This is a genomic window from Pannonibacter carbonis (assembly GCF_003012935.1).
Lineage (GTDB): Bacteria > Pseudomonadota > Alphaproteobacteria > Rhizobiales > Stappiaceae > Pannonibacter > Pannonibacter carbonis.
Window position 1 is genome coordinate 393977 of sequence record NZ_PUDR01000001.1, and the last position, 25369, is coordinate 419345.

At 63.9% G+C, this 25369-nt stretch carries 22 protein-coding genes; 6 read left to right on the forward strand and 16 right to left on the reverse strand.

Translation table 11 applies throughout. The annotated features are described in order from the left end of the window. Positions 1-78 precede the first annotated feature (78 nt). Complete coding sequence (locus tag C8348_RS01795; RefSeq protein WP_106751542.1) at positions 79-888, forward strand: creatininase family protein; 810 nt, start codon at positions 79-81, stop codon at positions 886-888. A gap of 249 nt (positions 889-1137) precedes the next feature. Here C8348_RS01795 and C8348_RS01800 read toward each other — a convergent pair whose 3' ends face one another. After that, a complete protein-coding gene (locus C8348_RS01800) occupies positions 1138-2439 on the reverse strand; it encodes a TRAP transporter large permease subunit (RefSeq protein ID WP_106751543.1) in 1302 nt (433 codons plus the stop codon). Beyond that, positions 2436-2939, reverse strand: a complete 504-nt coding sequence (locus C8348_RS01805; RefSeq protein ID WP_106751544.1) for a hypothetical protein — start codon at positions 2937-2939, stop codon at positions 2436-2438. The genes C8348_RS01800 and C8348_RS01805 overlap by 4 nt, the downstream gene beginning before the upstream one ends. Positions 2940-3136: 197 nt before the next feature. Between C8348_RS01805 and C8348_RS01810 the strand changes: the two genes are divergently transcribed. The 3 genes from C8348_RS01810 (at position 3137) to C8348_RS22595 (ending at position 5433) form a co-directional block, all read left to right on the forward strand. Beyond that, entirely contained in the window at positions 3137-4096 is a 960-nt protein-coding gene (locus C8348_RS01810) for a 2-hydroxyacid dehydrogenase (RefSeq protein ID WP_106751545.1), read from the forward strand. Positions 4097-4229: 133 nt separating this feature from the next. Continuing rightward, positions 4230-4577: a PilZ domain-containing protein gene (locus tag C8348_RS01815; protein ID WP_106751546.1), complete on the forward strand. Its 348-nt coding sequence runs from the start codon at positions 4230-4232 to the stop codon at positions 4575-4577. 94 nt (positions 4578-4671) lie between these two features. Beyond that, on the forward strand, positions 4672-5433 hold the full coding sequence (locus C8348_RS22595) for an FKBP-type peptidyl-prolyl cis-trans isomerase (RefSeq protein WP_106751547.1): 762 nt from the start codon (positions 4672-4674) through the stop codon (positions 5431-5433). A 284-nt stretch (positions 5434-5717) separates the two neighbouring features. Here the strand turns inward: C8348_RS22595 and C8348_RS01825 are convergent, their stop codons facing one another. The 8 genes from C8348_RS01825 to C8348_RS01860 form a co-directional block, all read right to left on the reverse strand. Continuing rightward, the gene (locus C8348_RS01825; RefSeq protein ID WP_106751548.1) at positions 5718-5999 is read right to left on the reverse strand and encodes an SCP2 sterol-binding domain-containing protein; all 282 of its coding nucleotides are present in this window, start codon (positions 5997-5999) and stop codon (positions 5718-5720) included. 189 nt (positions 6000-6188) lie between these two features. Further along, positions 6189-7988 (reverse strand): IlvD/Edd family dehydratase, encoded by a 1800-nt coding sequence (locus C8348_RS01830; RefSeq protein WP_106751549.1) that lies wholly within the window; start codon positions 7986-7988, stop codon positions 6189-6191. 58 nt (positions 7989-8046) lie between these two features. Continuing rightward, positions 8047-8742 carry a FadR/GntR family transcriptional regulator gene (locus C8348_RS01835; protein WP_106751660.1) on the reverse strand — a complete coding sequence of 232 codons (696 nt, stop codon included), beginning with the start codon at positions 8740-8742 and terminating at the stop codon, positions 8047-8049. A gap of 183 nt (positions 8743-8925) precedes the next feature. Then, on the reverse strand, positions 8926-11142 hold the full coding sequence (locus tag C8348_RS01840) for a heavy metal translocating P-type ATPase (protein ID WP_106751550.1): 2217 nt from the start codon (positions 11140-11142) through the stop codon (positions 8926-8928). 504 nt (positions 11143-11646) lie between these two features. Continuing rightward, complete coding sequence (locus C8348_RS01845; protein WP_106751551.1) at positions 11647-12576, reverse strand: ABC transporter permease; 930 nt, start codon at positions 12574-12576, stop codon at positions 11647-11649. Positions 12577-12586: 10 nt separating this feature from the next. Then, positions 12587-13558 (reverse strand): ABC transporter permease, encoded by a 972-nt coding sequence (locus C8348_RS01850; protein WP_106751552.1) that lies wholly within the window; start codon positions 13556-13558, stop codon positions 12587-12589. A 59-nt stretch (positions 13559-13617) separates the two neighbouring features. Further along, entirely contained in the window at positions 13618-15213 is a 1596-nt protein-coding gene (locus C8348_RS01855) for an ABC transporter substrate-binding protein (protein WP_106751553.1), read from the reverse strand. Positions 15214-15414: 201 nt separating this feature from the next. After that, a complete protein-coding gene (locus C8348_RS01860; protein WP_106751554.1) occupies positions 15415-17112 on the reverse strand; it encodes an adenylate/guanylate cyclase domain-containing protein in 1698 nt (565 codons plus the stop codon). Positions 17113-17306: 194 nt separating this feature from the next. Between C8348_RS01860 and C8348_RS01865 the strand changes: the two genes are divergently transcribed. Further along, complete coding sequence (locus C8348_RS01865) at positions 17307-17666, forward strand: ArsC family reductase (RefSeq protein ID WP_106751555.1); 360 nt, start codon at positions 17307-17309, stop codon at positions 17664-17666. 37 nt (positions 17667-17703) lie between these two features. On the opposite strand, the gene C8348_RS01870 is transcribed toward C8348_RS01865, so the two are convergent. Together C8348_RS01870 and C8348_RS01875 are read right to left on the reverse strand one after the other, a co-directional pair. After that, positions 17704-18123: a YcbK family protein gene (locus C8348_RS01870; protein WP_106751556.1), complete on the reverse strand. Its 420-nt coding sequence runs from the start codon at positions 18121-18123 to the stop codon at positions 17704-17706. 101 nt (positions 18124-18224) lie between these two features. Continuing rightward, entirely contained in the window at positions 18225-19409 is a 1185-nt protein-coding gene (locus C8348_RS01875) for a citrate/2-methylcitrate synthase (protein WP_106751557.1), read from the reverse strand. Between the two features lie 82 nt (positions 19410-19491). Here C8348_RS01875 and C8348_RS01880 point away from each other — a divergent pair, with 82 nt between their 5' ends. Next, positions 19492-20607: a citrate synthase/methylcitrate synthase gene (locus tag C8348_RS01880; protein WP_106751558.1), complete on the forward strand. Its 1116-nt coding sequence runs from the start codon at positions 19492-19494 to the stop codon at positions 20605-20607. 62 nt (positions 20608-20669) lie between these two features. Here the strand turns inward: C8348_RS01880 and C8348_RS01885 are convergent, their stop codons facing one another. From C8348_RS01885 to C8348_RS01900, 4 genes are all read right to left on the reverse strand, one after another. Next, positions 20670-22073, reverse strand: coding sequence for a TRAP transporter large permease (locus C8348_RS01885; RefSeq protein ID WP_106751559.1), 1404 nt, complete (start codon positions 22071-22073; stop codon positions 20670-20672). Between the two features lie 11 nt (positions 22074-22084). Then, positions 22085-22705 (reverse strand): TRAP transporter small permease, encoded by a 621-nt coding sequence (locus tag C8348_RS01890; RefSeq protein ID WP_106751560.1) that lies wholly within the window; start codon positions 22703-22705, stop codon positions 22085-22087. A 103-nt stretch (positions 22706-22808) separates the two neighbouring features. Next, complete coding sequence (locus C8348_RS01895) at positions 22809-23810, reverse strand: DctP family TRAP transporter solute-binding subunit (RefSeq protein ID WP_106751561.1); 1002 nt, start codon at positions 23808-23810, stop codon at positions 22809-22811. A 223-nt stretch (positions 23811-24033) separates the two neighbouring features. Continuing rightward, positions 24034-25368: a sigma-54-dependent transcriptional regulator gene (locus C8348_RS01900; protein ID WP_106751562.1), complete on the reverse strand. Its 1335-nt coding sequence runs from the start codon at positions 25366-25368 to the stop codon at positions 24034-24036. Position 25369: the final 1 nt, after the last annotated feature.

Consider the following 25369-nt stretch of genomic DNA (forward strand, 5'->3'; position numbering starts at 1 on the left):
CCGCAAGAACGGGCATGACGGCAGAGGAGCAGGCGGCTAATCTCGGCGGACCTTCCGATTGCTCCAGCGAGGCCTTCCATGACCGCCCTGCCGCGCCGCTTCTGGCACGAGATGACCACGACCGATTTCTCCGGCTCAAACACCAGCGGCTGGATTGCCGTGCTGCCGGTGGCGGCGATCGAGCAGCACGGGCCGCATCTGCCGGTCTGGACGGACACGGCCATCGCCAAGGGGCAGATCCGCCGCACCGTCGAGCTGCTGCCTGACGACCTGCCGGTGACCTTCCTGCCGGTGCAGCAGATCGGCAAGTCGAACGAGCATATTTCCTCGCCCGGCACGCTGACCATCTCCTGGGAGACACTGACGCGGGCGTGGATCGACATCGGCGAGAGCGTCGCCCGCGCCGGCATCCGCAAGCTGGTCCTGATCAACTCCCACGGCGGCAACGTGCCGATCATCGACATCGTGGCGCGGGAACTGCGCAACAGCCACGAGATGCTGGTGACGGCCACGGCCTGGTCGCGCTTCGGCCAGCCGGAGGGCGTGTTCCCGGCCGAGGAATTCACCTATGGCATCCATGGCGGCGACATCGAGACTTCGATCATGCTGCATCTGCATCCGGAGCTGGTGCGCATGGACAAGGCCATCGACTTCCCCTCGACGCAGCAGGATTTCATCAAGGAATTCAAATACCTGCGCGGGCATGGCCAGCAGCAGTTCGGCTGGAAGGCGCAGGACCTCAACCCGGCCGGTGCCGTGGGCAATGCCGCCCGTGCCACGGCGGAAAAGGGCAAGGCCTCGCTGGACCATGCGGCAGAAGGCTTTGTGGAGCTGCTGAAGGATGTGCATGCCTTCGACATGTCCCGGCTGTGGACGCCTGGTCAGTAGGCAGGCCGGAGTTTCCGTTTCGAAGGTCATCCCCGCCTTGTGCGGAAGGGCGGAGGGGCGAGGCAAAGACGCCAAACTCTGGCAGCCGTCATGCCATGACTTGATCATGGCATCCATGCCCTTGCCTCTCCATGCGGGTGACGAAGGACTTCGGGACCGGCGTTACCGATCAAATGGGTGCCATCAGACAGGAGAGGTCACGGCATGGATGCCATGGTCGAGCCATGGCATGACGAAGACATCAAGGTATCACCAGGCGGTGGGCACCAGGGTGAGGATGACCGGCTCGCCGAAGGGGAGACCCGGCCAGAGGCACCAGACCAGAGCCACAAGGGCGAGCGGCAGCAGGAACACCGCCGCCCCTTCCGTGATTTCCGCAGGCTGTGACCGGGCAAGTCCCTGGATTATCAGCAGATTGAGCCCGGAGGGCGGCAGCACCAGCGCCGCCTGCAGCAGCATGACGAAATAGACCGCAAGCCAGACCGGATCGAGACCCAGCACGAGCGCTGCCGGCAACAGGATCGGCAGGACGACGAGAAGCAGGCCAAGCCCGTCAAGCAGGAAGGCCAGCACGATGACCAGCAGGCTGAGCAGGACGATGAAGACGGCGACACCAGGCAGCCCCGTTACCAAATCCACCAGCGCGCCGAGAAAACCGGTGACCGACAGGCCGAGCAGCAGGGCCTTTGCGCCCGCCGCAATAGCCAGCAAGGAGGCCGCGCCGACGGCACTCTCAAAGGCGGTGTCTGCCAATTGGCGCAGAGGCAGACGGCGATAGACACCGCAGATGACCAGCACCGCCAGCGTAGCAGCAATCGCCGCCAGTTGCGCCGCTGCCAGATCGGCGAAGAACGCAAGGCTAACGAGGACGCCAAGCAAAAGCAGCAAGGGCACGCCGCCAATCAGCGCTTCCCGGCGGCGAGGGGCTGGCATTTTCTTGTGGCGCCGGCCAAAACGCGCCCCGAAGATCATGGCCATGACGACTAACAGCACCGAGAGCAACAGGCCTGGATAGATCCCGGCGATCAGCAGATCACCGGCCGGCTGGTCCATCACCAGCCCCAGCATCATCAGCGGCATGGACGGCGGCAGCAGCAGGGTCAGCGTGCCGCTGCCGGCCATCAGACCCAGGACAAGCCAGCGCGGATAGCCGGCGGAAAGCAATCCGGGCATGGCAAGCGCGGCCAGCGCTGCCGTTGCCGCAACGCCCGAAGTGGTCAGGAAGCCAAGCAGAACACTGGCCGCTACCGCGGCAACCAGCAGGCCGCCGGGCCAGTGCCCGACCAGGGCCTGGCTGAACCGCAGCAACGTATCCGCCGCTGCCCCCTTCACCATCACGTGGGAGAAAAACAGGAACAGCGGAACCGCAAGCACGTCCTGCCGGTCAAGCGTTGCCAGCATCGTCGCCGGAATGCCGCCAACCGGGGCACCGGAGAGAAGCATCAACGCAAGCCCGACAAGCAGCAACCCGAGTGCGGCAGGCATGCGCATCAAAAGCAGGGACACAAGGAGAAACAGACCGCCAAGGCCGGTCATGGCATCGGCAGTCATCGTGGCGCCTTGCGTCTGGCATCGGGTCTGGTGACGGGCGGACGTGGCGCCATATCCGTGACAGCCTGCAGGCTCAAAAGGGCAAATGCGGCTGGCAATGCGAGCCCCGCGACAACCGACCAGCCACCGTCCTCGAACGCTCCGCCCAGGTGCATCAGACCGAGCCCGGTGACCAGGAGCGAGACGGCAAGAACAAGAGCCTGGATCATGCGGGGGCCTGTTTTCAATGTACGCAATCGTCCCGCCCCGCGTCCGACAGGCTCGTTGAAGTGCTGCGGGCTCCAGTTGCGCCTCGCACTGTAGAGAAAGGCAAGCGGAAGAAGCGCGCCCCAGAGGCCGAGCAGCTGCGCAGCATCAACCGCATAGGGAACGGGACGATGCACGATGAAGCCTGACAGACCATCGAGGGCCAGCAGCAGACCAGCTGCTGAAAACAGGACCACCGCCAGCCAGGCCGCGCCAACGGACAGACGGTTCACGAAGTCGGGCAGGCTCGGCATGCTTACTCCCGCTCCGGGAACGAAGCGTGCCACCGGACCGCTCCGGCGCCTCTCCCCAGGCTCTGGCGCACTGTGTCAAAGGCGGCATGTCGGGTCAACCATCGCGCGAACCGGAAAGGCACGCGAAGCCCTTGCAAGCGCTGGCCGGCTGGTCTGTTATGCGGTCCTTGCCAGCGATCCGCCCGAAGGACATATCCATGAGCCGCCCCGACATTCTCGTCCCTGCCCCGATGCGCGACATGATTCTCGACGGGCTGGAGCCGCATTTCACCCTGCACAAGCTGTATGAGGCTGAGGACCGGGACGCCATGCTGGCCGATGTTGCCGAAAGGATCCGCGGCATCGCCATCTCGTTCCGGCCTGTCGACAAGTCTCTGGTCGACAGGTTGCCGAAGCTCGAGATCGTCGCCAACTTCGGCGTCGGTTACGACAATGTGGATGCGGCCTACTGCGGCACGAAGGGCATCATCGTCACCAACACGCCGGACGTGCTGACGGATGAAGTGGCCGATACGGCGATCGCGCTGATGATCATGACCATCCGCGAACTGCCGGCCGCCGAACGCTGGCTGCGGCAGGGCAAGTGGGTGAACCAGGGCGCGTTTCCCCTGACACGCGGCACCTTGCGTGGCCGCACGCTGGGCATTCTCGGCCTTGGCCGCATCGGCAAGGCCATTGCCGAACGGGCCGAAGCCTTCGGCATGGCGGTCCACTATCACGGCCGCAATCGGCAGGACGGCGTTGCCTATACCTATCACCCCAGCCTCATCAGCCTCGCAGAAGCCGTCGACACCTTGATGCTTGTCGCCCCCGGCGGCGAGGAAACGCGCCATATGGTTGGCGAGCGGGTGCTGGAAGCCCTCGGACCGCAGGGGGTCGTGATCAACATCGGCCGAGGATCGGTGGTGAACGAAACGGCGCTGGCAGAAGCGCTGCGCAAGGGAACGATCCTGGCGGCGGGGCTCGACGTGTTCGAAAATGAACCGCATGTGCCGCAGGCGCTGCTGGACCTGCCGAACGCCGTGCTTCTGCCGCATGTCGGCTCGGCGTCCGAGGCAACGCGCAACGCGATGGGGCAGCTGGTCGTCGACAACCTGACCGGCTGGTTCCACCACCGCCGGGTGTTGACGCCGGTCGCGGAGACGCCTGTCGGCTGACTTCTTCCGCGGAGGAAGTTTTGCACAAGGTTCACGCAAGCCTGGCAGCGCAAGTTGCAGATCGACCTCCGGTGCCCCTGTTGCAGGCATCGGAGAAACGGTTCGGCGGCGCCACCTGCCGGGGAGGCTTGCCATGCGATCTGTTTCCGCAGCGACCAAAGACCTGCGCCGTCATCCGCGCCAGCGCACCCGCCTCAGGGCCGGACGGCTGGCCGACGCCGACAACCGGTTCCTGTGCGATTGCGGCATCTATGACGTGTCGGCGGGCGGCGCACGGCTGAGCATCCCGGAGGGGATCACCCTGCCCGAGGAGTTGGTGCTTTATGACGAGCTCGACAACACGGTGGCGCTGGCAACGATCCGCTGGCGGGCCGGAGCTCGGGTCGGGATTGCCTACGACGTCGCTCCGGCCAAGATGAAGTACTTCTCCTCACCGAAGCTGCGCGCTTTGTCGCAGCGTTACTATGCGTTGGTCGACTGACCCGTGACTTGACTTGCGCCCGCTCCTGCCCCCAATTCGGGACAGAGCAAGGACCCATGGCCATTCCCGGCCAGCGACGTGAAGAGGCGCATTGATGTTCAAGCGAATTGCAGCGGCCCTGCTGACGATCTTCCTGGCGGTTCCCGCCGCAGCAGAGGAGTTGCAGATGAAGGACCTGATCGTAGGCACCGGCGAGGAAGCCGATGTCGGCATGACCGTGAGCGTGCATTACACAGGCTGGCTGATGGACGGCACCAAGTTCGATTCCAGTCTCGACCGGGGGCAGCCTTTCAGCTTCACCCTGGGCGAGCGCCGGGTGATCGCCGGCTGGGAACAGGGCGTGGTCGGCATGAAGGTCGGCGGCAAGCGCGAGCTGATCATTCCGCCGGAGCTGGCCTATGGCGAGCGCGGCGCTGGCGGCGTCATTCCGCCGAATGCCACGCTGAAGTTTGAAGTCGAGCTGCTGGGCGTGAAGAGCAAGAGCTTTTCCGAACTCACCAACGACAAGCTGAAGGAACGCATGGCCGCAGGCGCCACCGTGATCGACATCCGCACCCCGCAGGAATGGACCGAAACCGGCGTCATCGCCGGCGTCAATCTGGTCACGTTCTTCGACCCGGCCGGTCAGGTGAACCCGAACTTCGGTCCGGAACTGCAGAAGCTGGTCGATGACCCGTCGAAGGAACTGATCCTGATCTGCCGCTCTGGCAACCGCAGCTCGGTGCTGGCCAAGTATCTGGTCGACAACATCGGCTTCAGCAACCTCGGCCATGTCACCGAAGGCATGAACGGGTGGATCTCCGCCGGCGGCCCGGTGGAAGCCCCGAAGATGCCGGAAAACTGCTGGCTCTGCTGAGAGTGGTTCTCGACATGGAAAAGCCGGCGCACGCGTCGGCTTTTTTTGTATTTGGCAGCCTCGCGGAGACTCTTCAGCGGCAAAGGCCTAGACTCGGAAGTCATCCCGCCTCGTGCGGGGATCCAGCCTTGTGGCTCAAGATGCCGGTGCGTTCCCGTGCCATCGAGAGGCTGCATGGATCCCCGCACGAGGCGGGGATGACCGCCGAGGGAAAGGCATGCACTCAAGAAAAAAGCCGGCGCATGCGCCGGCTTTTTTGTTTCAAGGCAAAAAGACCAGAGGTCTCAGAGGACGCTGCTGAGCTTCATGGCGACGCCCATGGCGCCGGCGACCTTGATCTTGCCGGACATGAACGCCATCGTCGGGTTCAGATCGCCGGCCAGGAGGTCAGCCAGGTTGTCGGCGGAAATGGTGATGGTGCAGTCGGCGTCCGCGTCGTCATTGGTGACGTTCGTGCCCTGCATGACGATGACGCCGGCGTCGCCGAGGTCGAACTTCACGCTCTCGTCGATGCCGCCACCGGCGACCTTGCCACGCACAGCTTCCGTCAGTTGTTCCAGCGTCATGTCTCATCTCCCGAATGCCCGGCGCCTCTCGCCGGTTTGCACGGACCCAAGCATACCCTTTACGTAATCGTCAAGTGAGCTTTGCCTGTTGCCTGCAGATTACCGGGGAAGTGTAAGAACGGGATTACCAACCGGGGCGAGGAACTCCCGGCACGACCTCATCACAGACCGCACCGGGAGGGATCCTGATCAGTGGTTGTTGCGCGGCAGACCCTTGCTGTGGGCCACGTCCTGGTAGGCAACGGCCGGCTTCAGCACCATGCCCTTGTCGAACTGCTCGACCATGCCGCGCTGGATTTCCTGCCAGGGCGTCTGGCTGGGCGCATAGGGGAAGCCCCCCTTGGCCACCAGATCAGCCTTGCGGCGGGCCAGTTCCTCATCGGACACCAGCATGTTGGCCGTGCCCCGGCCCAGATCGATGCGCACCCGGTCTCCGGTCTGGATCAGGGCCAGACCACCCATGGCGGCAGCCTCCGGCGCGGCGTTGAGGATCGACGGGGAGCCGGACGTCCCGGACTGGCGGCCATCGCCGATGCAAGGCAGCGCCGTGATGCCGCGCTTGATGAGGGCTGCCGGCGGCTGCATGTTGACCACTTCCGCCCCGCCCGGATACCCGATCGGGCCCGTGCCCCGGATGAAGAGCATGCAGTACTCGTCGATCTCGAGCGCCGGATCGTCGATGCGGTGGTGGTAGTCCTCCGGACCCTCGAACACGATGGCACGGCCCTCGAAGGCCTCCGGATCGTCCGGGTTGGAGAGATAGCGGTCGCGGAATTCCTTCGAGATCACGCTCGTCTTCATGATGGCGCTGTCGAAGAGATTGCCCGAGAGATTGATGAAGCCCGCCTTCTCCTTCATCGGATTGTCGAAGCTGCGGATCACGTCCGGCAGATCGGTCGTGAAGTGGCCGCAGTTGTCGCCGATGGACTTGCCGTTGACGGTTACGGCATCGGGATGTGGCAGCTTGCCGTTGCGCATCAGCTCGGCAACGACGGCCGGAACACCGCCAGCGTGGTGATAGTCCTCGCCGAGATAGGCACCGGCCGGCTGCAGGTTAACCAGCAACGGCACATCTAGGCCGATTGCCTGCCAGTCATCATTGGTCAGCGTAACGCCCAGATGCGCGGCAATGGCGTTGAGATGGATCGGGGCGTTGGTGGAGCCACCGATGGCCGAGTTGACGACGATCGCGTTCTCGAAGGCCTTGCGGGTCATGATGTCGGAGGGCTTCAGGTCCTCCCAGACCATGTCGACGATGCGCCGGCCGGTCTCGTAGGCGATCTGGCCGCGCTCGCGGTAGGGCGCGGGAATGGCGGCCGAGCCGGGCAGCTGCATGCCGAGCGCCTCGGCGAGCGAGTTCATCGTCGTCGCCGTGCCCATGGTGTTGCAATAGCCGACGGAAGGCGCGGACGAGGCGACGAGGTCCATGAAGCCGTTGTAGTCGATCTCGCCAGCGGCGAGCTGCTGGCGTGCCTTCCAGACGATGGTGCCGGAGCCGGTGCGCTCGCCCTTGTGCCAGCCGTTGAGCATCGGGCCGACCGACAGGGCGATGGCCGGGATGTTGACGGTCGCCGCTGCCATCAGACAGGCCGGGGTGGTCTTGTCGCAGCCAATGGTCAGCACGACGCCGTCGATGGGATAGCCATAGAGCAGTTCGACGAGGCCGAGATAGGCAAGATTGCGGTCGAGCGTGGCGGTCGGGCGCTTGCCGGTCTCCTGGATCGGATGCACCGGAAACTCGAAGCAGATGCCGCCGGCCGCGACAATGCCCTCGCGCACGCGCTTGGCCAGCTCGAGATGATGCCGGTTGCAGGGCGACAGGTCCGAGCCGGTCTGGGCGATGCCGATGATCGGCTTGCCGGACTGCAGCTCCTCACGGGTGATGCCGAAATTGAGGTACCGTTCGATGTAGAGCGCGGTCATGCCCGGATCGGACGGGTTGTCGAACCAGTTGCTGGACCGCAACGGGCGGCGCTTGCTCTCGGTCATTCCAGTCTCTCCCTCAGAAATTGCCCGAGGCGTCAGGCCGGGCGGTCGTGTCGGATGATCAGGTCAGGGACGGCCGCGCCGTCCCGCGTTGCAGGGCGATGGCGGTGTCGCGCTCGCCAAGGTCGAGGATATGGCCGGAGGCCTTGCGGGCGGCCGCGCGGTCGCGCAGGCGCAGGGCTTCGACCAGGGCGCCATGGGCCTCGATGGCTTCACCGGGAAGATCCGCCACCGCGTTGGAGGCATGCAGCGACAGGCGCATGGCGGTCTCGATGATGCCGGCCAGCTGCAGGAACACCTGGTTGCGGCTCGCCTTCAGGAGGGCAACGTGGAAGGCAACATCGGCTTCGGTGAAGCGCTCGAGGTCACCGCCGGAGTCACGCATCGCAGCGAAGGCATGCTCGACATCGGCAATGTCCTGTAGCGTTGCCCGCTGCGCAGCGAGCTCGGCGGCTGCGGGCTCGATGGCCCGGCGGGCTTCGAGGACATTGGTCAGAAGGCCGAAATCAAGGATCTGCGCGCCGATCCAGTCCAGCACCTCGGCATCCAGAATATTCCAGCTTTCCCTGGCGCAGACCTGTGTGCCGACGCGCGAGCGGGTCATGACCATGCCCTTGGATTCCAGGGTCTTGAGCGCCTCGCGGATCACCGTGCGGCTGACGCCGTAGCGCAGGCACAGGTCATTCTCAGTCGGCAGCGTGGCACCGGGCGGAAATGCGCCGCCGCAGATGTCTGCGGCCAGCGCGCGCGTGACCATCTTGCGGACACGCGGACGGCGGGGCGGCGTCTGATCGTCATCGATCTCGGCAGCAGCTGGGCGGGAACTGGGCAGCACGGGGCGTCTGGTCCTGTTGATCTGAATAGATCATACAGAAACAGTCATTCATCATACAAATGAAATCTCGTACACTGAGGGAGCGGGCGCGCCGTCCCGGCTGCCTCAGCGCTTGCCCGGCTTCCAGCGGCGCAGCAGGCTGGCGTTGGTCACCACGGAGACGGAGCTGAGCGCCATGGCAGCCCCGGCCAGCGCGGGGGACAGAAGTCCCATCGCCGCCAAGGGAATGCCGATGACGTTGTAGGCGAAGGCCCAGAACAGGTTCTGCCGGATCTTGGCGAAGGTCGCCCGCGACACGGCAATGGCTTCGGCCACCATCAGCGGATCAGACCGCATCAAGGTGATGCCTGCCGCCTCCATGGCAACATCCGCGCCCGATCCCATGGCAATGCCGATGTCGGCCGCCGCCAGCGCCGGGGCATCGTTGAGCCCGTCGCCAACCATGGCAACGGCACCGCCGGCGGACTGGCGCAGGCTGGCAATCGCCTCCGCCTTGCCCTCCGGACGCACGCTCGCGCGCACGTCGTCCAGCCCGATGCGGGAGGCGACAGACCGGGCGACCGCTTCGGTGTCGCCCGTGACCATGGCGGTGCGGATGCCCTGGGCTTTCAGCGCCTCAAGCGCGCCGCGCGCCGTCGGGCGGATCTCGTCAGCCATGGCGATGACGCCAACTGCGCGTCCATCCAGCGCGACGATGACGCTGGTCTTGCCATCGGCCTCAAAGTTGCGGCGCAGGGAATCGGCGGTGAACCGGTCGATCTTCAGCTGGTCCATCAGCGCCTCGTTGCCGATGGCCAGCGCGTGACCGCCGATGAAGGCGACAAGCCCCTGCCCCGGTACAGCTTCGAATTCCTTCGGCGCGGCCAGCGGCAGATTGCGCGCCCGGGCGGCATTGACCATCGCATGGGCGAGCGGATGTTCGCTGGCAAGCTGGGCCGAGGCGGCAACCGACAGGAGCCGGTTGGTGTCCTTGTCGAAGGCAACCACATCCGTGACGACAGGGCGGCCTTCCGTCAGCGTGCCGGTCTTGTCGAAGGCGACGACCTTCAGCCGGTGCGCCACTTCCAGGGCCTCAATGTCACGGATGAGAATGCCGGCCCGGGCCGCAGCGCCAGTGCCCGCGACAAGCGCCGTCGGCGTGGCAAGGCCAAGCGCACAGGGGCAGGCGATGACCAAAACGGCAACAGCGGTGGACAGGGCCGCATCGAAGTCCGCCGCGAGGAACCACCAGGCGGCGAAGGTCAAGGCGGCGAGAACCAGCACGACCGGGACGAAGATGGCGGAGACCTGGTCGACCAGCTTCTGCACCGGCGCGCGCGAGGCCTGCGCTCCTTCGACAAGGCGAATGATCCGGGCGAGCGTCGTGTCCTCGCCAAGCGCGCCGACATCGACCTGCAAGGCACCGGAGCCATTGACGGTACCGGCAGTGACCCAGTCACCGCTCTGCCGGGTGACCGGCAGGCTTTCGCCGGTGATCAGCGCTTCGTCCAGCTCGCTGGTGCCGCTGAGGATCGTGCCATCCACGGGCACGCGCTCGCCCGGGCGGACCAGAACACGGTCGCCAAGACGGATCTCGCTGAGCGCAACCGTTTCAACGTCATCCCCGACCATCCGGTTGGCTGTCTCGGGCCGGAGAGCGGCAAGCGAGCGGACAGCGGCTGACGTCGACCGCTTGGCGCGGGTTTCCAGCAGCTTGCCAAGTAGAACCAGCGTCAGGATGACGGCCGATGCCTCGAAATAGAGATGCCCTGCCCCGCCGGGAACGAACACCCGGTAAAGGCTGTAGCCAAAGGCGGCCGAGGTGCCGAGGGCAACCAGCACGTCCATGTTCGCCCCGCCCGACGCCAGGGCCTTTATCGCGCCACGATAGAACCGCGCGCCGACGAAGACCTGCACCGGGGCCGCCAGCAGCAATTGCGTCATCGGCGAGGGCATCCAGTGAATGCCGAAGGGCATCAGGACCATGGGCACGACAAGCGGCAGGGTGAGCAGAACGGCCATGACCAGCAGCAGCACCGTGCGCCGTTCGTCAGCCCGCTGACCGGCTTCCGCCTTCTCACGCTCCTGTCTTGCGCTGACGCCCGGCTCATCATGCAGCCGCGCCTGGAAGCCGGCCTGTTCGACCAACGCAATGAAGGGCGCCGGTGACATTTTGCGGCGCAGGGTCACAGTGGCGCGCTCGAGCGCGAAGTTCACATTGGCATCGCTGACGCCTTCGGCTGACGCGAGCGTGCGCTGGAGACGCGCGGCGCAGCCACCGCAGGTCATGCCGGTGACATCGAGCGTTACGGTCGGGGCGGTCGCGGCGCGGTGCGGAGCCATGGTCGGGATCCTAGCTGACGAGATGCATCTGGTGGGGCGGAGGCGAACCGGCGAAGCAGTTCAGCCTTTCCTGTTTGGCCCCAGATAGGGCTTCCAGTCACTGGAAGGTCAAGCCCCTTCCGCACTGCACGACATTTTGGCGCGGAGGCAGCGGTTTTGCCGACAATTTGTGCAGCGCACCCCTTTCAATCATGTTGCAATGCGATATTCTAACCATACGGAATTTGAGTTGACCCGATGTATTTAAGGGCCAAGCAAATGTTTAGATGATTGAACCGGGCGTCGTAAGTGAGGGGAGAGACGGGGGCGTCTCTCCCCTTTTCTTTTGTCCAACTTAGGGCCTGTGATCGAGCGCAAACTCAGGCTGAACAAGAAGCACCATCGGCGGCATCATGGCAAGAAACTGCTGCGTACAGGGGCGAGCCGGAACTGCGAAGACTTGATCTGCCCCGCCCTGCCCAATTTAAGGGGATCCAGAGTGGCCCGCGCAGCGAGGCGGAGGCGCTACCGCAGTTTTGGATTGAGCGCATCGCGAAGGAAGTCGCCCAGGAGATTGACCGCCAGAACCAGCACCGCCAGCGCTGCCCCCGGGAAAAGGGCGATCCACCATTCGCCGCCATACAGAAAGTCATTGCCGGAGGCGATCAGCGTGCCAAGCGAGGGCTGGGTGGGCGGCATGCCGACGCCGAGAAACGACAGGGTCGCCTCGGTGACAATGGCGACGGCCAGATTGATCGTGGCGATGACGAGAACCGGACCCAGCACATTCGGCAGGATATGGCGCATCAGGATCAGATGCGCGGGCAGGCCCATGATGCGGGCGGACAGAACATAGTCCTTGTTCCGCTCCACCATGGTGGCACCACGCACGGTCCGGGCATATTGCACCCAGAAGGAGAGCGCGAGGGCGGACACGAGGATCCAGAAGGCGAAGACCTCCCGGTCAAGCCGTCCGAACAGGCCGTTGGCGGCACCATCAATGAGCAAGGCGATCAGGATGGCAGGGAAGGTCAGCTGCACATCGGCGATGCGCATCAGAACCGCATCGACCCGGTCGCCGAGATAGCCGGCAACCAGTCCAAGGCTGATGCCGATACAGGCGGCCGCAAGCACCGCCGTGATGCCGACGCCTAAAGAAATGCGCAGGCCGTAGAGGATGGCCGAGAGAATGTCGCGGCCCTGGTCATCCGTGCCCAGAACAAAACGCGGGTCGCCGCCCTCCATCCAGACCGGCGGCAGTCGGGAATCGAGGATGCTGATTTCGGCGAGGTCAAACGGGTTCTGTGGCGCGATCAGAGGGGCCAGCAAAGCCCCGAGGACGAACAGCAACACGAGCACGGCCGCAGCGACGGCAACCGGGGAGTGGCGAAAATCATAGCACAGGTCGCTATTAAGAAGCCGTGTCAGCCAGGCGCGCGCCGCAGGCATGTTCATCGCCCCCTCCTCATGCGCTGGCCCGCAGGCGCGGATCGATCAGGAAATACAGGATGTCGACGACGAAATTGATCGTGACGAACAAGAACGCGGTCAACATCAGGTAGGCGGCCATGATCGGGATATCGACAGTCTGCACTGCCTGCAAAAACAGCAGCCCCATGCCGGGCCACTGGAACACCGTTTCGGTGATGGTGGCAAAGGCGATGATCGACCCCAGTTGCAGCCCGGTGATGGTGACGACCGGGACAAGCGTGTTCTTCAGCGCATGACGGAAATGCACCAGCCGGTCCGGCAGGCCCCGCGCGCGGGCAAAGCGGATGAAGTCGGCCCGCACCACCTCTAGGATCTCGGCCCGGACCAGCCGCATGATCAACGTCATCTGGTAGAGCGCCAGCGTGATGGCCGGCAAGACGAGGGCTTTCAGCCCCGACACGGTGAGAAACCCGGTCGTCCACCAGCCGCCAAGATCCACCACGTCGCCGCGCCCGAAGCTGGGCAGCCATTGCAGGCTGACCGCGAAGATGTAGATCAGCAGCATGCCGAGGAAGAACGTCGGCAGCGAAATTCCGACCAGCGACAGCGACAGGAACAGCCGCGCCAGCACCGTCTCTCGCCGGAGGCCCGCGTAGACGCCCATGGGAACGCCTACCGCCAGAGCCAGCAGCGCTGATGTGAAGGCCAGTTCCAGCGTCGCCGGAATGCGCTTGGCAAAGAGATCGGCGACCGGCTGGCGGAACTGGTAGGACGTGCCGAAATCAAACCGGGCGGCATTGCCGAGGAAACGCACAAACTGCAGCGGCATCGGGTCGTTGAGGCCCAGTTGCTCACGCAGGGCCTCGCGCTGCTCTGTCGAGGTCTCGACCCCGACCATCTGGTTGACCGGATCGCCGACATGGCGGAACAGCGAAAAGGCGATGAGCGCGACGACGAACATCACCGCGCCGGCCTGCAGCAACCGCCTGAAGGCAAATCCGATCATATGCTGCCGCTTCCCTGGCTGGGAGTGCTGCGCCCGGTGCGGTCACCGGGCGCCGTGGGTCAGTTCTTGGTCACCGAGCGGAACATAAGCGTGTCATCAGCCCGCTGGGCAAGGGCAAGCCGATTGGAGACACCCCAGGCAAGGCCTTGCTGATGCAGCGGAATATGCGACACGTCCTCATGATGCAGCAGGAAGGCTTCCAGGATCAGGGCATCACGCCGGGCCGGATCAACCTCTGCCATGATCGCCTTGACCAGGGCATCAGACTTCGGATTGCAATAGCCGCCGATGTTGAAAGCGCCGCCCTTGCCGGCATCGTCCCGGCAGGTGGTGAGGTTTTCCAGCACGTTCCAGCTGTCGAGCGAACCCGGTGTCCAGCCGAGCAGGAAGAACGAGGTTTCAAAGCCGCCCGAGGGCAGGATCCGGGCGAAATATTTCGCCTTCGGCTGCGCATTCACGCTGGTCTTGACGCCGACCTTGGTCAGCATCTGCGCAACGGCCTGGCAGATCGCCTCGTCATTGACATAGCGGTCGTTGGGACAGTCCATCACCAGTTCAAAGCCATCCGGATATCCGGCTTCCGCAAGCAGGGCCTTGGCCGCCGCCGGATCATGGGGCCAGCGCTGGATCTCCTCGGCGCGGTTGAAGAGATACGGCGAGATCAGCAAGGCAGTCGGGGTCGACATGCCGCGCATGATCTTTGACCGGATCGCCTCGATGTCGATGGCCTGATACAGCGCCTTGCGCACCCGCACATCCTGGAACGGGTTCTTGCCCTTGACGCTTGAATAGAGCAGCTCCGACCGTCGCTGATCCATGCCAAGATACATCGTCCGCAGTTCAGGACCGATAAGGGCGCGCGTCCCGGCATTCTCCTCAACCCGCTTGATGTCCTGCACCGGCACCGGATAGATCAGGTCCAGTTCCCCCGACAGAAGCGCCGCGACCCGCGTCGCATCGGAGGCGATCGGCGTGAACTCAACCCTCGTCAAGTTGTGCAGGGCGACATCCCACCAGCCGGCATAGGGCTCGAACACGGTCCTGACGCCCGGCTCGTGGCTGGTGATGCGGAAGGGGCCGGTGCCATTGGCGTTGAGCGCGGCAAAGTTGACGGACGTGTCGGACGCAGAGGTGACCGCGACGGCGTTGTTCGCCTCGGTCCACTCCTTGTCCATGATGAACCAGGTTTCCCACTCGGCGTGGAGGATCGGATTGGCAGCATCGAGCAAGAAGTCGACCGTATAGGGATCGATCACCTCGATGCGGGCGCTTTCGTCAATGCGCTTGCCGAGGTCGGAGCCTTTTGAGCGAACGCGTGATGCGGAAAACACCACGTCCTCGGCATTGAAGTCATTGCCATTGTGGAACTTGACGCCCTTGCGCAGATGGAAGCGCCAATGGGTCGGAGACAGGATCTCCCAACGCTCGGCCAGCGCCGGTTCCAGCTGAAGCTGCGCATTGCGGCGAACAAGTCCCTCGTAGACATTGGCGAGCGTTGCGAGGGTAAAGCTCTCGTTGAGACTGTAGGGATCGAGCTGGTTCAGCGACCCCTGATAGGAGAACTTCAACGTCTCGGCTCTCGCGACTTCAAGAAGTCCCGCGCCCCATACCCCTGCGGCCAGACCTGCCGCCAGCAGAACCTGTTGCAGTTTCATCTATTGCATCCCTTGCCCAAGATCCGAACCGTCCGGAGATCGCACGCTTTCGGCAAAACCTTTGCCGGACAGTCCGGCACATTGTTTTATATTTGCAGAGGGTCAGTCTCGCCGTCCAGAGCTAAATTTTTGTGTTTCTTGATATATTCGCAATACTGCATCCAACGACACCCGCACCGAGGCAGCTTTTCTGAGCCAAGGTCAGGCAACGGCGGCACGCTCAAGTGCCGCGAGAATGGGAGCGGTGCTGGACGGACAAGCCACGTCGAGCGGAGCGAGACGACCCCGGATCGGCACCTGGAGCAAGGGCATGAACGGATCAAGCCCGGCCCCTGATGCCTTCAGCACATCCAGCGAGATGGCCGCCAACGCATTCTGCTCCTTGGCAACTCCTTCAAGCCGGCTGGCGACATTGACCACATCGCCCAGCGCCGTCAGCCCCGAGGCAACTCCGTTGCGGCCATCAAGGCCGATGCGCCCGAGAATGGCGGAGCCGCCATGCAGGCCGACGGCAATGCGCAAGGGAGCGGACAGCTGCGCCGCCAGGTCCCGGTTGACCCGCTTGAGTTCTTCGGCGAGGTCAACGATGGCGGCCAGCGCGGAGCGAGATCCGCCCGCCATGCCGCTTTCGACGCCGAACAGCGCCATGATGCCATCCCCCATGACCTTGTCGATCATGCCATCATGCTTGCGGATCACACGCACGACGCTGTCGACATAGCGGTTGAGAATGAACACGACATCGAAGGGCAAGCGCCCCTCGCTGAGAGCGGTGAAGCCGCGCAAGTCGACGAACATGACCACGACCGGCTGCTCCGTGCCCCACCGGTAGCGATCCTGCAGGCCTTCCCGCGGGAACGCTGCGCCGCCATTCAGAAGCGGCCGGACAACCAGATCAGTGGCGGGCCGCACCTGGCAGGCAAGGCGGACGTTCTTGCCCGCGTGGATCCGCTGCAGCACCTGCTGCTCGGTCGGTCCGGGCTGGGCGAGGTTGCCTGCGCCCGAAACGATCAGCGTGCGGCAGGTGGAACAGCGCGCCCGGCCGCCGCAGACGGACATATGCGGCACACCCTTCATGCGGCTGATTTCCAGGAGTGTCGGACCGGGCCGGGCGCGAACGGATTTCTCACCCAGATAATGCACCGTGATCGGCCGCTTGCCGATGGCCCCGAACTGGCGCAGCAAGGAGACAGCTACAGCAACCAGCAACAGGGAAAAGAACACAATTCGGCCCGCATCCGCGAGGACCTGCAACTCGGCCGTCTGTTCAGCCGTGACCTTGAGCTGGAACTGGCCTTCGAGAACCAGACGACGCGCAGCGTTGATCCAGCCGGTCAGCGAGAGGATCGGAACAGCCACGGCAAGCGCCAGCAACGTGCCGCGCCAGTTCGGGTACCAGGGCTTCAACCGCAGCCAGAAATGCAGGCCAATACAGCCATGCAGCCAGACGATCACCAGAAGAAAGCTCTGCGTCAGGCCGGATCCGGGCCAGAGCACGGAGAGTTCGTGCTGGTAATCAAGAAACGAGTGATAGCGGGTCACGGCCCCGCGGGTCATCGCGATATGCCGGATCAGGAGATACGGGATAGCCAGACCAAGCACGATCTGAAGTGCTTCCCAGGCGGGCATCCTGAAGGTGCGCCGCATCGCGATCCGGTAGAGGGCAAAGCCCACATGCAGGAGCAAGGCGCCGTAAAGCAGGATGGTTCCAGGCCACGACCACCAGACCACAATCCTGAGGTCCTGCCCCTTCTGCGCCAAGTCGAGTGAAATGTTGCCGAGGGCATGATTGAGGAAATGCGTTGCGGCGAAAGCAAACAGGACAAGTCCGGAATAAAGGCGGAGTTGCTGGGCAATCGGCCCCTTGCCGGGTGGTGTGCGCGTGTCCTGCCGGGCCATGGCCTTATCCCTTCCTGCCGGAACTGATGGAGCCGCTCCGTAAGGTTACGTATGCCGCCCCAACCTCGGTCCTGCAAGCCCGGCCGGCTCACCCGACAGGTTCGCTGTCGCCATCGACATCAACAGGGGTGGATTTTACCGGCTGGCTGGCGCATCTAGGACCTCAGAGTACACGACGCGGACACGAGGGTGGTATGATCGTTTACGGCATCAGGAACTGCGACACGGTGAAGAAGGCCCGGGCTTTCCTTGAAGCGGCAGGCCTTGCCTATACCTTCCATGACTACAAGAAGGATGGCGCCGATGCGGCGACGCTGCAGGGCTTTATCGATACCTTCGGCTGGGACCAGGTGGTCAACCGCAAGGGGACCACATGGCGCAAGCTTCCGGAGGACGATCAGGCTGCGGTGAAGGATGCCGCGAGCGCGCTGGCCCTGATGCTGGACCAGCCTTCGGTGATCAAGCGCCCGATCGTGGTCGCCAAGGGCCGGACGCTGCTTGGCTTCGATCCTGTTTCATGGGAACTCGCCATCGAAATGGGCGAACTGGCCTGAGAAGCCTGAACCTGCCGCCGCACGCGCCGCATGCTGCCTACCAGGTGCGGCGCGGGCCGGTGTCGATGTGGTAGTGGCCGAAGGCATAGCGCTTGTAACCGCCCACTTCCGGCTGCGCTTTCAGGAAGGCGAGGATCGCGCCGGGATCGCCGCGCACGGTGAAGTCCACGGCCTTGCAGTCGAGATGATACGAGTTGCTCGCCCCGCCCTTCCACCAGTTCTCCAGCCACCAGCGTTTGGTCGAATGCACCGTCACCCGGCCATAGCGGTCCGCAACCCGGTTGAGCACCTTCTTCAGGCTGCGCGGCACGCACCATTCTGTATCGTTGTAGACGATCTTGTCCGATGACGACGTCATCCAGCCGAGCCCCGTCACGCCGGACAGCGAGCCGCAGCCGCTGAGCAGAAGCAGGGCTGGTAGCAGGAAGCCCGAGATGACAACAGGCCGCAAACGCACGGCGGACCCCTTTCATGGGCGCAGGAAACCAGCCCCAAGGGTCGACGAACTTGTTTAAGATTGTCGTGAGAAACAGGGTTAACGGGTAACCTCTTGCTGTCTCATTTGCCCCGGCGCGGGCGCTCGCCGACGTAAGTGGCGCGCGGGCGGATCTGCTCGGAAACCGTCATCTGTTCCAACGCGTGACCGATCCAGCCGACAATTCGACCGGCACAGAACAGGATCTTCGCCGCCTCAGCCGGCAGCCCGAGGGCCCTGCCAAGCAGTGCAAGCGCAAAGTCGATGTTGGGCGCCGCGCCGAACAATTCCGCCGCCAGGGTGATCAAGGCAGGCGCCAATTCCAGGACAGGATTGTCCGGCAGGGCCCGACGTGCGTGCGCCAGCAGGCAGGTCGCGCGCGGATCCTCGCCACGGTAGACCATATGTCCGAACCCGGGGAGCGGATCCCCGCGTTGAAGCCGCTGCTGCAGCACCGGGGCAATATCGGCCGGATCGCGGATCTCGGCCAGCCACGCCGCGACCCGATCGGACGCGGCTCCATGGCGCGGGCCGCTGAAAGCCCCGACGCCCGACAGCAGCGCAGCATGGAGGGGGGCGCGGGTGGAGGCGGCACAGCGCACGGCGAAGGCGCTGGTGTTGAGTTCGTGATCCGCCGACAGGACCAGCGCTGCCCGGATCAGATCTTCCGCCGCATCCCCTTGCAAGTCAAAGGCCGCGGCGATCTGCCGATGCAGCGGCTCGGCGCTCGGCACCGGCTGGCCGAGCAGCGCGGCCACGCCAAGCCGCAACAACGCCGCCCCCTTGACCGGCAGCAACGCCGGGGCCCGGGTATAGGCGGCCGGATCAAGCAGGGGATAGGCCGCAAGGGCCAGCATCAACCGCTCCAACGGTGCGCTGCCATCCGGCAGTGGCGGCAAGGCGGGCGGCGGCGGTGAGGCAAAGGGATCGCTGTCGCACGCCCACAGCAGGCCGGCGACGGCTTCGAGTGAGAAACTCTCCGCCAGATCCAGCGCCGAATGGCCCCGGTACCATGGCCCGTCTTCGGCGATAAGCGTCAGCCGCGTCTCAAGGACAGCGCCGCCGGTCAGAGACGTCGTCGCAGCTGGCTCAGGCCGGTCGCGCTGCGCCGCAAGCCCCCGGATGTCGGAGGCATCATAACGCTTCTGCTTGCCGGGACCGGGAACGGACCGGATCAGGCCCCGGCTGACATAGGCATAGAGCGTGGCGGGCTGCACGCCGAGTTCGGCGGCAGCCTCGCGGGCGGAAAGATAGAGCGGAGCTGTCATGTATTGATTGTATCTATCAATATTGACGATATCAACGCCGTGACGCGAAGCTTGGCCGGATTGCCAAACACAGGAGCGTCCCATGACTGTCACATTCCCAGCCGACACCGCCACGCGTGCCATCCTTGCCCCGGGCCTTGAGGGCATTGTCGCCGCAGATACGATCCTGAGCGAAGTCGACGGCGCCAATGGCCGTTTGATCCTGCGGGGGCGCCACATCGAGGACCTTGCCGGTCACTTGACCTTCGAGGCGGCGCTGGAGTTTTTCTGGCGAGGACTGCTGCCGATGCAGCAGACCCGGACGACTGCCGAGGCCCTCGCCACCGCCCGCCTGCAGGCCTTTGCCACCGCCGTCCCGGTGATGCGGGCAGCCGGACCCGGGCTCGGCATCTACGAGCGGATGCGACTGGGGCTTTCAGCGCTGTGCTGCGACGATGCCGCGGAAGATTCCTTCGCAATCACCGGCGCCCTGCCCGTGCTGCTGGCCGCTGCATCGCGGATCGGGACGGGCGAAGCCCCGATTGCACCAAGCCCGACGGTCGCAAGCGCGGAAGACCTGCTGCGCATGCTGACAGGCACAGCACCGACAGCACGCGCCATCGCCGCGATTGACCGCTACCTTGTCACCATCCTCGACCACGGCTTCAACGCCTCGACCTTCACCGCAAGGGTGATCGCGTCGACGGGGGCGGACATGGGATCGGCTGTGCTGGGCGCCATGGGCGCGCTGAAAGGCCCGCTGCATGGCGGCGCGCCGGGACCGGTGCTCGACATGCTCGACGCCATCGGCACACCGGAACGGGCCGCCGGCTGGATTTCCGCCGCGCTTGCGAAGGGTGAACGCCTGATGGGCTTTGGTCACCGGATCTACCGGCAGCGGGATCCGCGCGCGGATGTGCTGAAGGCGGGACTGGCAACGCTTGAGGCGGCCGATGGCCGCGTGGCGCTGGCCGAGGTCGTTGAACTGGAGGCGGTGGCAGCCCTCGCCCGGCACAAGCCGAACCGGCCGCTCAACACCAATGTAGAGTTCTACACGGCCGTGCTGCTGGAAGCCGCGGGCATCGACCGCAGCCTGTTCACACCGCTGTTCGCCACGGGTCGTGTTGCCGGCTGGTGTGCCCATGTCGCCGAACAGCGGGCAACCGGCCGGCTGATCCGCCCTGGCTCGCGCTATGTGGGACCCATGCCGGCGGCCTGAGAGTTTGAAAGCAGCAAAGGCCGGCTCCAGAGAACCGGCCTTTGCATGTGTCATGTCTTCGCTTACTTGTTCAGGATCAGTTCCGGGCCCATCAGCGTGTAGGGCAGCCAGGTCGACAGGGCCGGAACATAGGTCACCAGGATCAGGAACAGGAACAGGATCGCCACGAAGGGCATGGACGCCCGCACGACCTGAATCAGGCTCATCCCCGTTATGCCCGATGTGACGAACAGGTTGAGACCGATCGGCGGTGTGATCATGCCGATTTCCATGTTCACGACCATCATGATGCCAAGGTGGATCGGATCGACGCCGAGCGCCATGCCAATCGGGAACACCACCGGAGCGACGATCAGCAAAAGGCCTGACGGCTCCATGAACTGGCCGCCGATCAGCAGGATGATGTTGACGGCGATCAGGAAGGTGAACCAGTTGAAGCCGGCGTCCACCATTACATCGGTCAGGACCTGCGGAATGCGCTCGGATGTCAGCACATGCGCGAAAAGCAGGGCATTGACGATGATGAACATCAGCATGATCGTCGTACGTCCGGCGTCAACCAGCACCTTTCGCGTCTCGGCATGGAAGAAACCAGGCACGAAGTTTGCTACGGTCAGCCACAGGTTCCGCGCGATGGCCGCGCCGATGGGTTCTCCGGGCTTGCGCATGGGCACGCCCTTGAGCGGCCCCATGTCGCGGTAGATGAAGACAGCGATGAAGAATGCATAGACGGCGGCGACGGCAGCAGCTTCCGTCGGCGTGAAGACGCCGCCATAGATGCCACCCAGGATAATGCCGATGAGCAGCAATCCGAAGCCGGCCTCGCCACCAGCCGACAAGATTTCCTTCACACCGGCAAAAGCCTGCTTCGGCATGCCCTTGATTCGGGCATTCACATAGATCGCGGTCATCAGCATGAGGCCGGCGACCAGGCCCGGGATGACACCGGCCAGGAACATGCGCCCAACCGAGACATCCGTTGCGGCCGCATAGACGACCATGACGATCGACGGCGGAATGAGAATTCCGAGCGTACCGGCATTTGCAATGACACCGGCCGCAAATTCCTTCGTGTAGCCAACCTCGCGCATGCCGGCGATGGCGATGGTGCCGATGGCAACCACGGTCGCCGGCGACGAGCCGGACAGGGCAGCGAAGAGCATGCAGGAAAACACGGCGGCAATGGCCATGCCGCCACGCATGTGGCCGACGCAGGCAATGGCAAAGCGGATGATGCGCCGTGCCACGCCGCCCGTCGACATGAAGCCCGACGCCAGAATGAAGAAGGGAATGGCCAGCAGCGTGTAGTTCTGAGAGGCCGTGAACAGTTGCAGGGCAACCGACGACACGGAATCATTCGAGAACAGCGCGATGGTGAGCACGCTGGACAGGCCCAGAGAAATGGCAATCGGCACTCCGAGGAACAGGAGCCCGAGCACCATGATAAAGAGAATGGCAGCTTCCATGGTGGTGACCCTCAGTCCTTCAGGACGTCCTTGTTCTCGGCGACGAGGTCTTCAGCCTCATGCGACGCGATCATGATCTCGCGTTGACCGGTGATGATCTGCCAGGCCGCCTGGAAACAGCGGAAGGCAAGCAGGGCAAGTCCAACCGGCAGGATCAGATAGGCGATCCAGCGCTGCACGCGCTCTTTGGTGCCGAAGGTCTCCTGGATGAATTCGGGGTAACGCAGGTCGTCAAGGCCAATGCCGACCTTGTACATCTTGGACCAGTAGTCGAGGGCACCGCCACGGGCACTGATCCCGAAGAACTGCAGCCAGTCTGCAGACAGGAGGATCACGGCGTAAGCCGCACCGCACAGGGCCCCGAAGACGGCAAGCATGCGAAAGACCGGCTTCGGGAACAGGCGGATGATGGCATCAACGCCCAGGTGCGATCCAATCTTTACCCCGTAGCTCATGCCGAACAGGATAAGCCAGGCGAAGAGGATGCGGGTGAACTCCAGCGCCCCGGTCCAGCCGGAGTTGAAGCCATATCGGGCGACCACCTGCGTGAAGGTGACAATGGTCATCGCCGCCATGAGAAAGGCGATCACCCCCTCCTCGAAGCGGGTAACCAGGGAATCGAGACGTTGCATGGACGTGCCCCCAGGATAAAACATCCCCGCCCCGGCGGCGCGATGCCACCGGGTGACCGGAGAGGCGTACCCCTCCGGTGCGCGAGACTGTCGGCTTGTGTGCTTAGCTGCCGCTGTTGGCAGAAACCGCGGCGTTGATCAGGTCAGCACCGATGTCGCCTTCGAACTTGGTCCAGACCGGCTTCATCGCTTCGACCCAGGCCTGGCGCTGTTCCGGTGTCAGTTCACGAAGAACAGTACCGGTCGCCTTGATCCGCTCGCGGTTCTCAGCCTCGATCCGGGCCACGCTGGCGTTGGCTTCGACCGTGACTTCATCGACGATCTTCAGGAACTGTTCCTTGACGTCCGGCTGCAGGCTGTTCAGCCACTCATCCGACGTGACCAGCAGATAGGCCAGGAGCTGGTGGTTGGTCTCGGTGATACCGTCCTGCACTTCGAAGAACTTCTGGGTGTAAATGTTGGACCAGGTGTTTTCCTGACCGTCGACAACGCCGGTCTGCAGCGCGCCATAGACTTCCTTGAAGGCGAGCTTCTGGGCATTGCCGCCCATGGCGGAGATCATGGCTTCGGCGACATCCGAAGTCTGGATGCGGAACTTGAGGCCGTTGGCATCGGAGGGCAGTTGCAACGGCTTCTTGGCTGAAAACTGCTTCAGGCCAGCGTTCCAGTAGCCGAGGCCGAGGAAACCAACATCGGTCATCGAGGTCAGCAGGCCCTTGCCGGCATCGCTGACAAAGAACCGGTCCACCGAAGCCGTGTCCTTGAACAGGAACGGCAGGTCGAAAAGGCGGTACTTCAGCGTATAGGCTTCAAACTTGGCCAGCGAGGGCGCTGCCAGCTGAACGTCGCCAAGCAGCAGGGCTTCCATCACCTTGTCGTCGTCAAACAGCTGCGAGTTCGGGAACACCTGCATGCAGGCCTTGCCGTTCATCTCGTCGTTGATGCGCTTGGCCAGAAGCTCGGCTGCCTCGCCCTTGGGATGACCTGTGGCGGCCACAACGTGGCTGAACTTGATGACCACTTCACCCGGCTGGCAATCATTCGCCAGAGCCGGGGTGGCAAGCATCACCGTGGCCGCAGCAGCAGCCAGCAACATTTTCTTCATGGGTGTCCTCCCAGACAAATCTTCAGGGCCAAACTGTCGCGTTCGGCAACCGCTTGTTAGCAATGGTCGTGCCAACCAGATGGCAATAGGTCAAGACATTGAAATCAATCACTTAAAAATTCACCATCACGAACTTCCGCATCAACCCTGCATCGCATGTGTCGGACCCGACACATGTGTGTACCCGCAAATGGGTCGAACTCGACACATCGAGCGATCAGGCTCAGGCCTCGCCCTCAATATCCTTGCCGAGACCGTATTTGCGCATCTTTTCGTAGAGCGCCTTACGCGAGAGTCCGAGCGTCTCATAAGTGGCCTTGATGCTGCCGGATTGACGCGCCAGTTCAGCAAGAATGAGCGATTTTTCGTAGGCGGCCACACGCGAGAACAAGCTGTCGGGCCGGGGCGCGCCGCCCTCGTCGAAGCCTTCAAGCCCGAGGACAAAGCGGTCGGCAACATTGCGCAATTCGCGCACATTGCCCGGCCACTCCCGGCTCATCAGCTCCGCCATGTAGTCAGGCGGCATGTCGGGGATCTCGCGGCGGTAGCGGGCTCTGGCCTCGCGCGCCAGATGGAAGAACAGGAGCGGGATATCCTCCCGCCGGTCGCGCAGCGACGGCAGCGACAAGGTCACCACATTGAGCCGGTAGACCAGATCCTTGCGAAAACGCGCCTCGGCGGCGGCCTTGGCGAGATCTTCTTTCGTGGCCGCAACAAAGCGGACGTCGAGCGGGATCACCTTGTTGGAGCCAAGGCGCTCGATGGTACGGGTTTCGATCACCCGCAACAGCTTGACCTGCAGATCCAGCGGCATGGACTCGATCTCGTCGAGAAATACGGTGCCGCCATGGGCATGTTCAAGTTTGCCGATGCGTTGGCCGCTGGCCCCGGTGAAGGCGCCCTTCTCGTGCCCGAACAGCTCGGACTCGATGATATCGGCCGGCAACGCACCACAATTGAGGGCAACGAAGGGCCGTTCGCGCCGCGGGCCATGCTCGTGCAGCGCGCGGGCCACCACTTCCTTGCCCGCACCTGTTTCGCCGAGGATCAGGATATCGGCATCCGTCGGGGCCAGCGCGAGCACCTGCCGGCGCAGCTTCTCCATGACCGGCGCGCGACCCACAAGCCGGCTGTCGAGATCGGAACTGTCGGCAAGCCGCTCCCGCAGGACACGGTTTTCGAGCACGAGACGCCGCTTCTCCAGAGCCCGCTCGATGACGGCGGCCAGATGACTGACCGCAAAGGGCTTCTCGAGGAAATCATAGGCTCCGCCGCGCATCGCCTCAACGGCAAGGGGGACATCGCCATGACCGGTGATCAACACGACGGGCAGGGCCGGATCGATCTCCAGCGCCCGGCGCATCAGATCGAACCCGTCCATCTTCGGCATGCGGATATCGGTGACGAGGACGCCGTAAGCATCCCGGCCGAGGCTTTCGGGCACGCGCTCGGGATCATCGAAGGTGATGACATGATGCCCGGCCAGTTCCAGACCCTGGGCCAGGCCGGATCTGAGATCCTCCTCGTCATCCACCAGATAGACCGTTGCCTGATCCATG

What these genes read in the sequence shown, in the direction of transcription:
- C8348_RS01875 (WP_106751557.1), bottom strand. Translation starts at nt 19,409, where the DNA reads ATGACAGCTCCGCTCTATCTTTCCGCCCGCGAGGCTGCCGCCGAACTC.
- C8348_RS01845 (WP_106751551.1), bottom strand. Translation starts at nt 12,576, where the DNA reads ATGAACATGCCTGCGGCGCGCGCCTGGCTGACACGGCTTCTTAATAGC.
- C8348_RS01885 (WP_106751559.1), bottom strand. Translation starts at nt 22,073, where the DNA reads ATGGAAGCTGCCATTCTCTTTATCATGGTGCTCGGGCTCCTGTTCCTC.
- C8348_RS01805 (WP_106751544.1), bottom strand. Translation starts at nt 2,939, where the DNA reads ATGCCGAGCCTGCCCGACTTCGTGAACCGTCTGTCCGTTGGCGCGGCC.
- C8348_RS01815 (WP_106751546.1), top strand. Translation starts at nt 4,230, where the DNA reads ATGCGATCTGTTTCCGCAGCGACCAAAGACCTGCGCCGTCATCCGCGC.
- C8348_RS01895 (WP_106751561.1), bottom strand. Translation starts at nt 23,810, where the DNA reads ATGAAGAAAATGTTGCTGGCTGCTGCTGCGGCCACGGTGATGCTTGCC.
- C8348_RS01825 (WP_106751548.1), bottom strand. Translation starts at nt 5,999, where the DNA reads ATGACGCTGGAACAACTGACGGAAGCTGTGCGTGGCAAGGTCGCCGGT.
- C8348_RS01835 (WP_106751660.1), bottom strand. Translation starts at nt 8,742, where the DNA reads ATGGTCACGCGCGCGCTGGCCGCAGACATCTGCGGCGGCGCATTTCCG.
- C8348_RS22595 (WP_106751547.1), top strand. Translation starts at nt 4,672, where the DNA reads ATGTTCAAGCGAATTGCAGCGGCCCTGCTGACGATCTTCCTGGCGGTT.
- C8348_RS01800 (WP_106751543.1), bottom strand. Translation starts at nt 2,439, where the DNA reads ATGACTGCCGATGCCATGACCGGCCTTGGCGGTCTGTTTCTCCTTGTG.
- C8348_RS01900 (WP_106751562.1), bottom strand. Translation starts at nt 25,368, where the DNA reads ATGGATCAGGCAACGGTCTATCTGGTGGATGACGAGGAGGATCTCAGA.
- C8348_RS01850 (WP_106751552.1), bottom strand. Translation starts at nt 13,558, where the DNA reads ATGATCGGATTTGCCTTCAGGCGGTTGCTGCAGGCCGGCGCGGTGATG.
- C8348_RS01880 (WP_106751558.1), top strand. Translation starts at nt 19,492, where the DNA reads ATGACTGTCACATTCCCAGCCGACACCGCCACGCGTGCCATCCTTGCC.
- C8348_RS01795 (WP_106751542.1), top strand. Translation starts at nt 79, where the DNA reads ATGACCGCCCTGCCGCGCCGCTTCTGGCACGAGATGACCACGACCGAT.
- C8348_RS01830 (WP_106751549.1), bottom strand. Translation starts at nt 7,988, where the DNA reads ATGACCGAGAGCAAGCGCCGCCCGTTGCGGTCCAGCAACTGGTTCGAC.
- C8348_RS01890 (WP_106751560.1), bottom strand. Translation starts at nt 22,705, where the DNA reads ATGCAACGTCTCGATTCCCTGGTTACCCGCTTCGAGGAGGGGGTGATC.
- C8348_RS01855 (WP_106751553.1), bottom strand. Translation starts at nt 15,213, where the DNA reads ATGAAACTGCAACAGGTTCTGCTGGCGGCAGGTCTGGCCGCAGGGGTA.
- C8348_RS01810 (WP_106751545.1), top strand. Translation starts at nt 3,137, where the DNA reads ATGAGCCGCCCCGACATTCTCGTCCCTGCCCCGATGCGCGACATGATT.
- C8348_RS01865 (WP_106751555.1), top strand. Translation starts at nt 17,307, where the DNA reads ATGATCGTTTACGGCATCAGGAACTGCGACACGGTGAAGAAGGCCCGG.
- C8348_RS01860 (WP_106751554.1), bottom strand. Translation starts at nt 17,112, where the DNA reads ATGGCCCGGCAGGACACGCGCACACCACCCGGCAAGGGGCCGATTGCC.
- C8348_RS01840 (WP_106751550.1), bottom strand. Translation starts at nt 11,142, where the DNA reads ATGGCTCCGCACCGCGCCGCGACCGCCCCGACCGTAACGCTCGATGTC.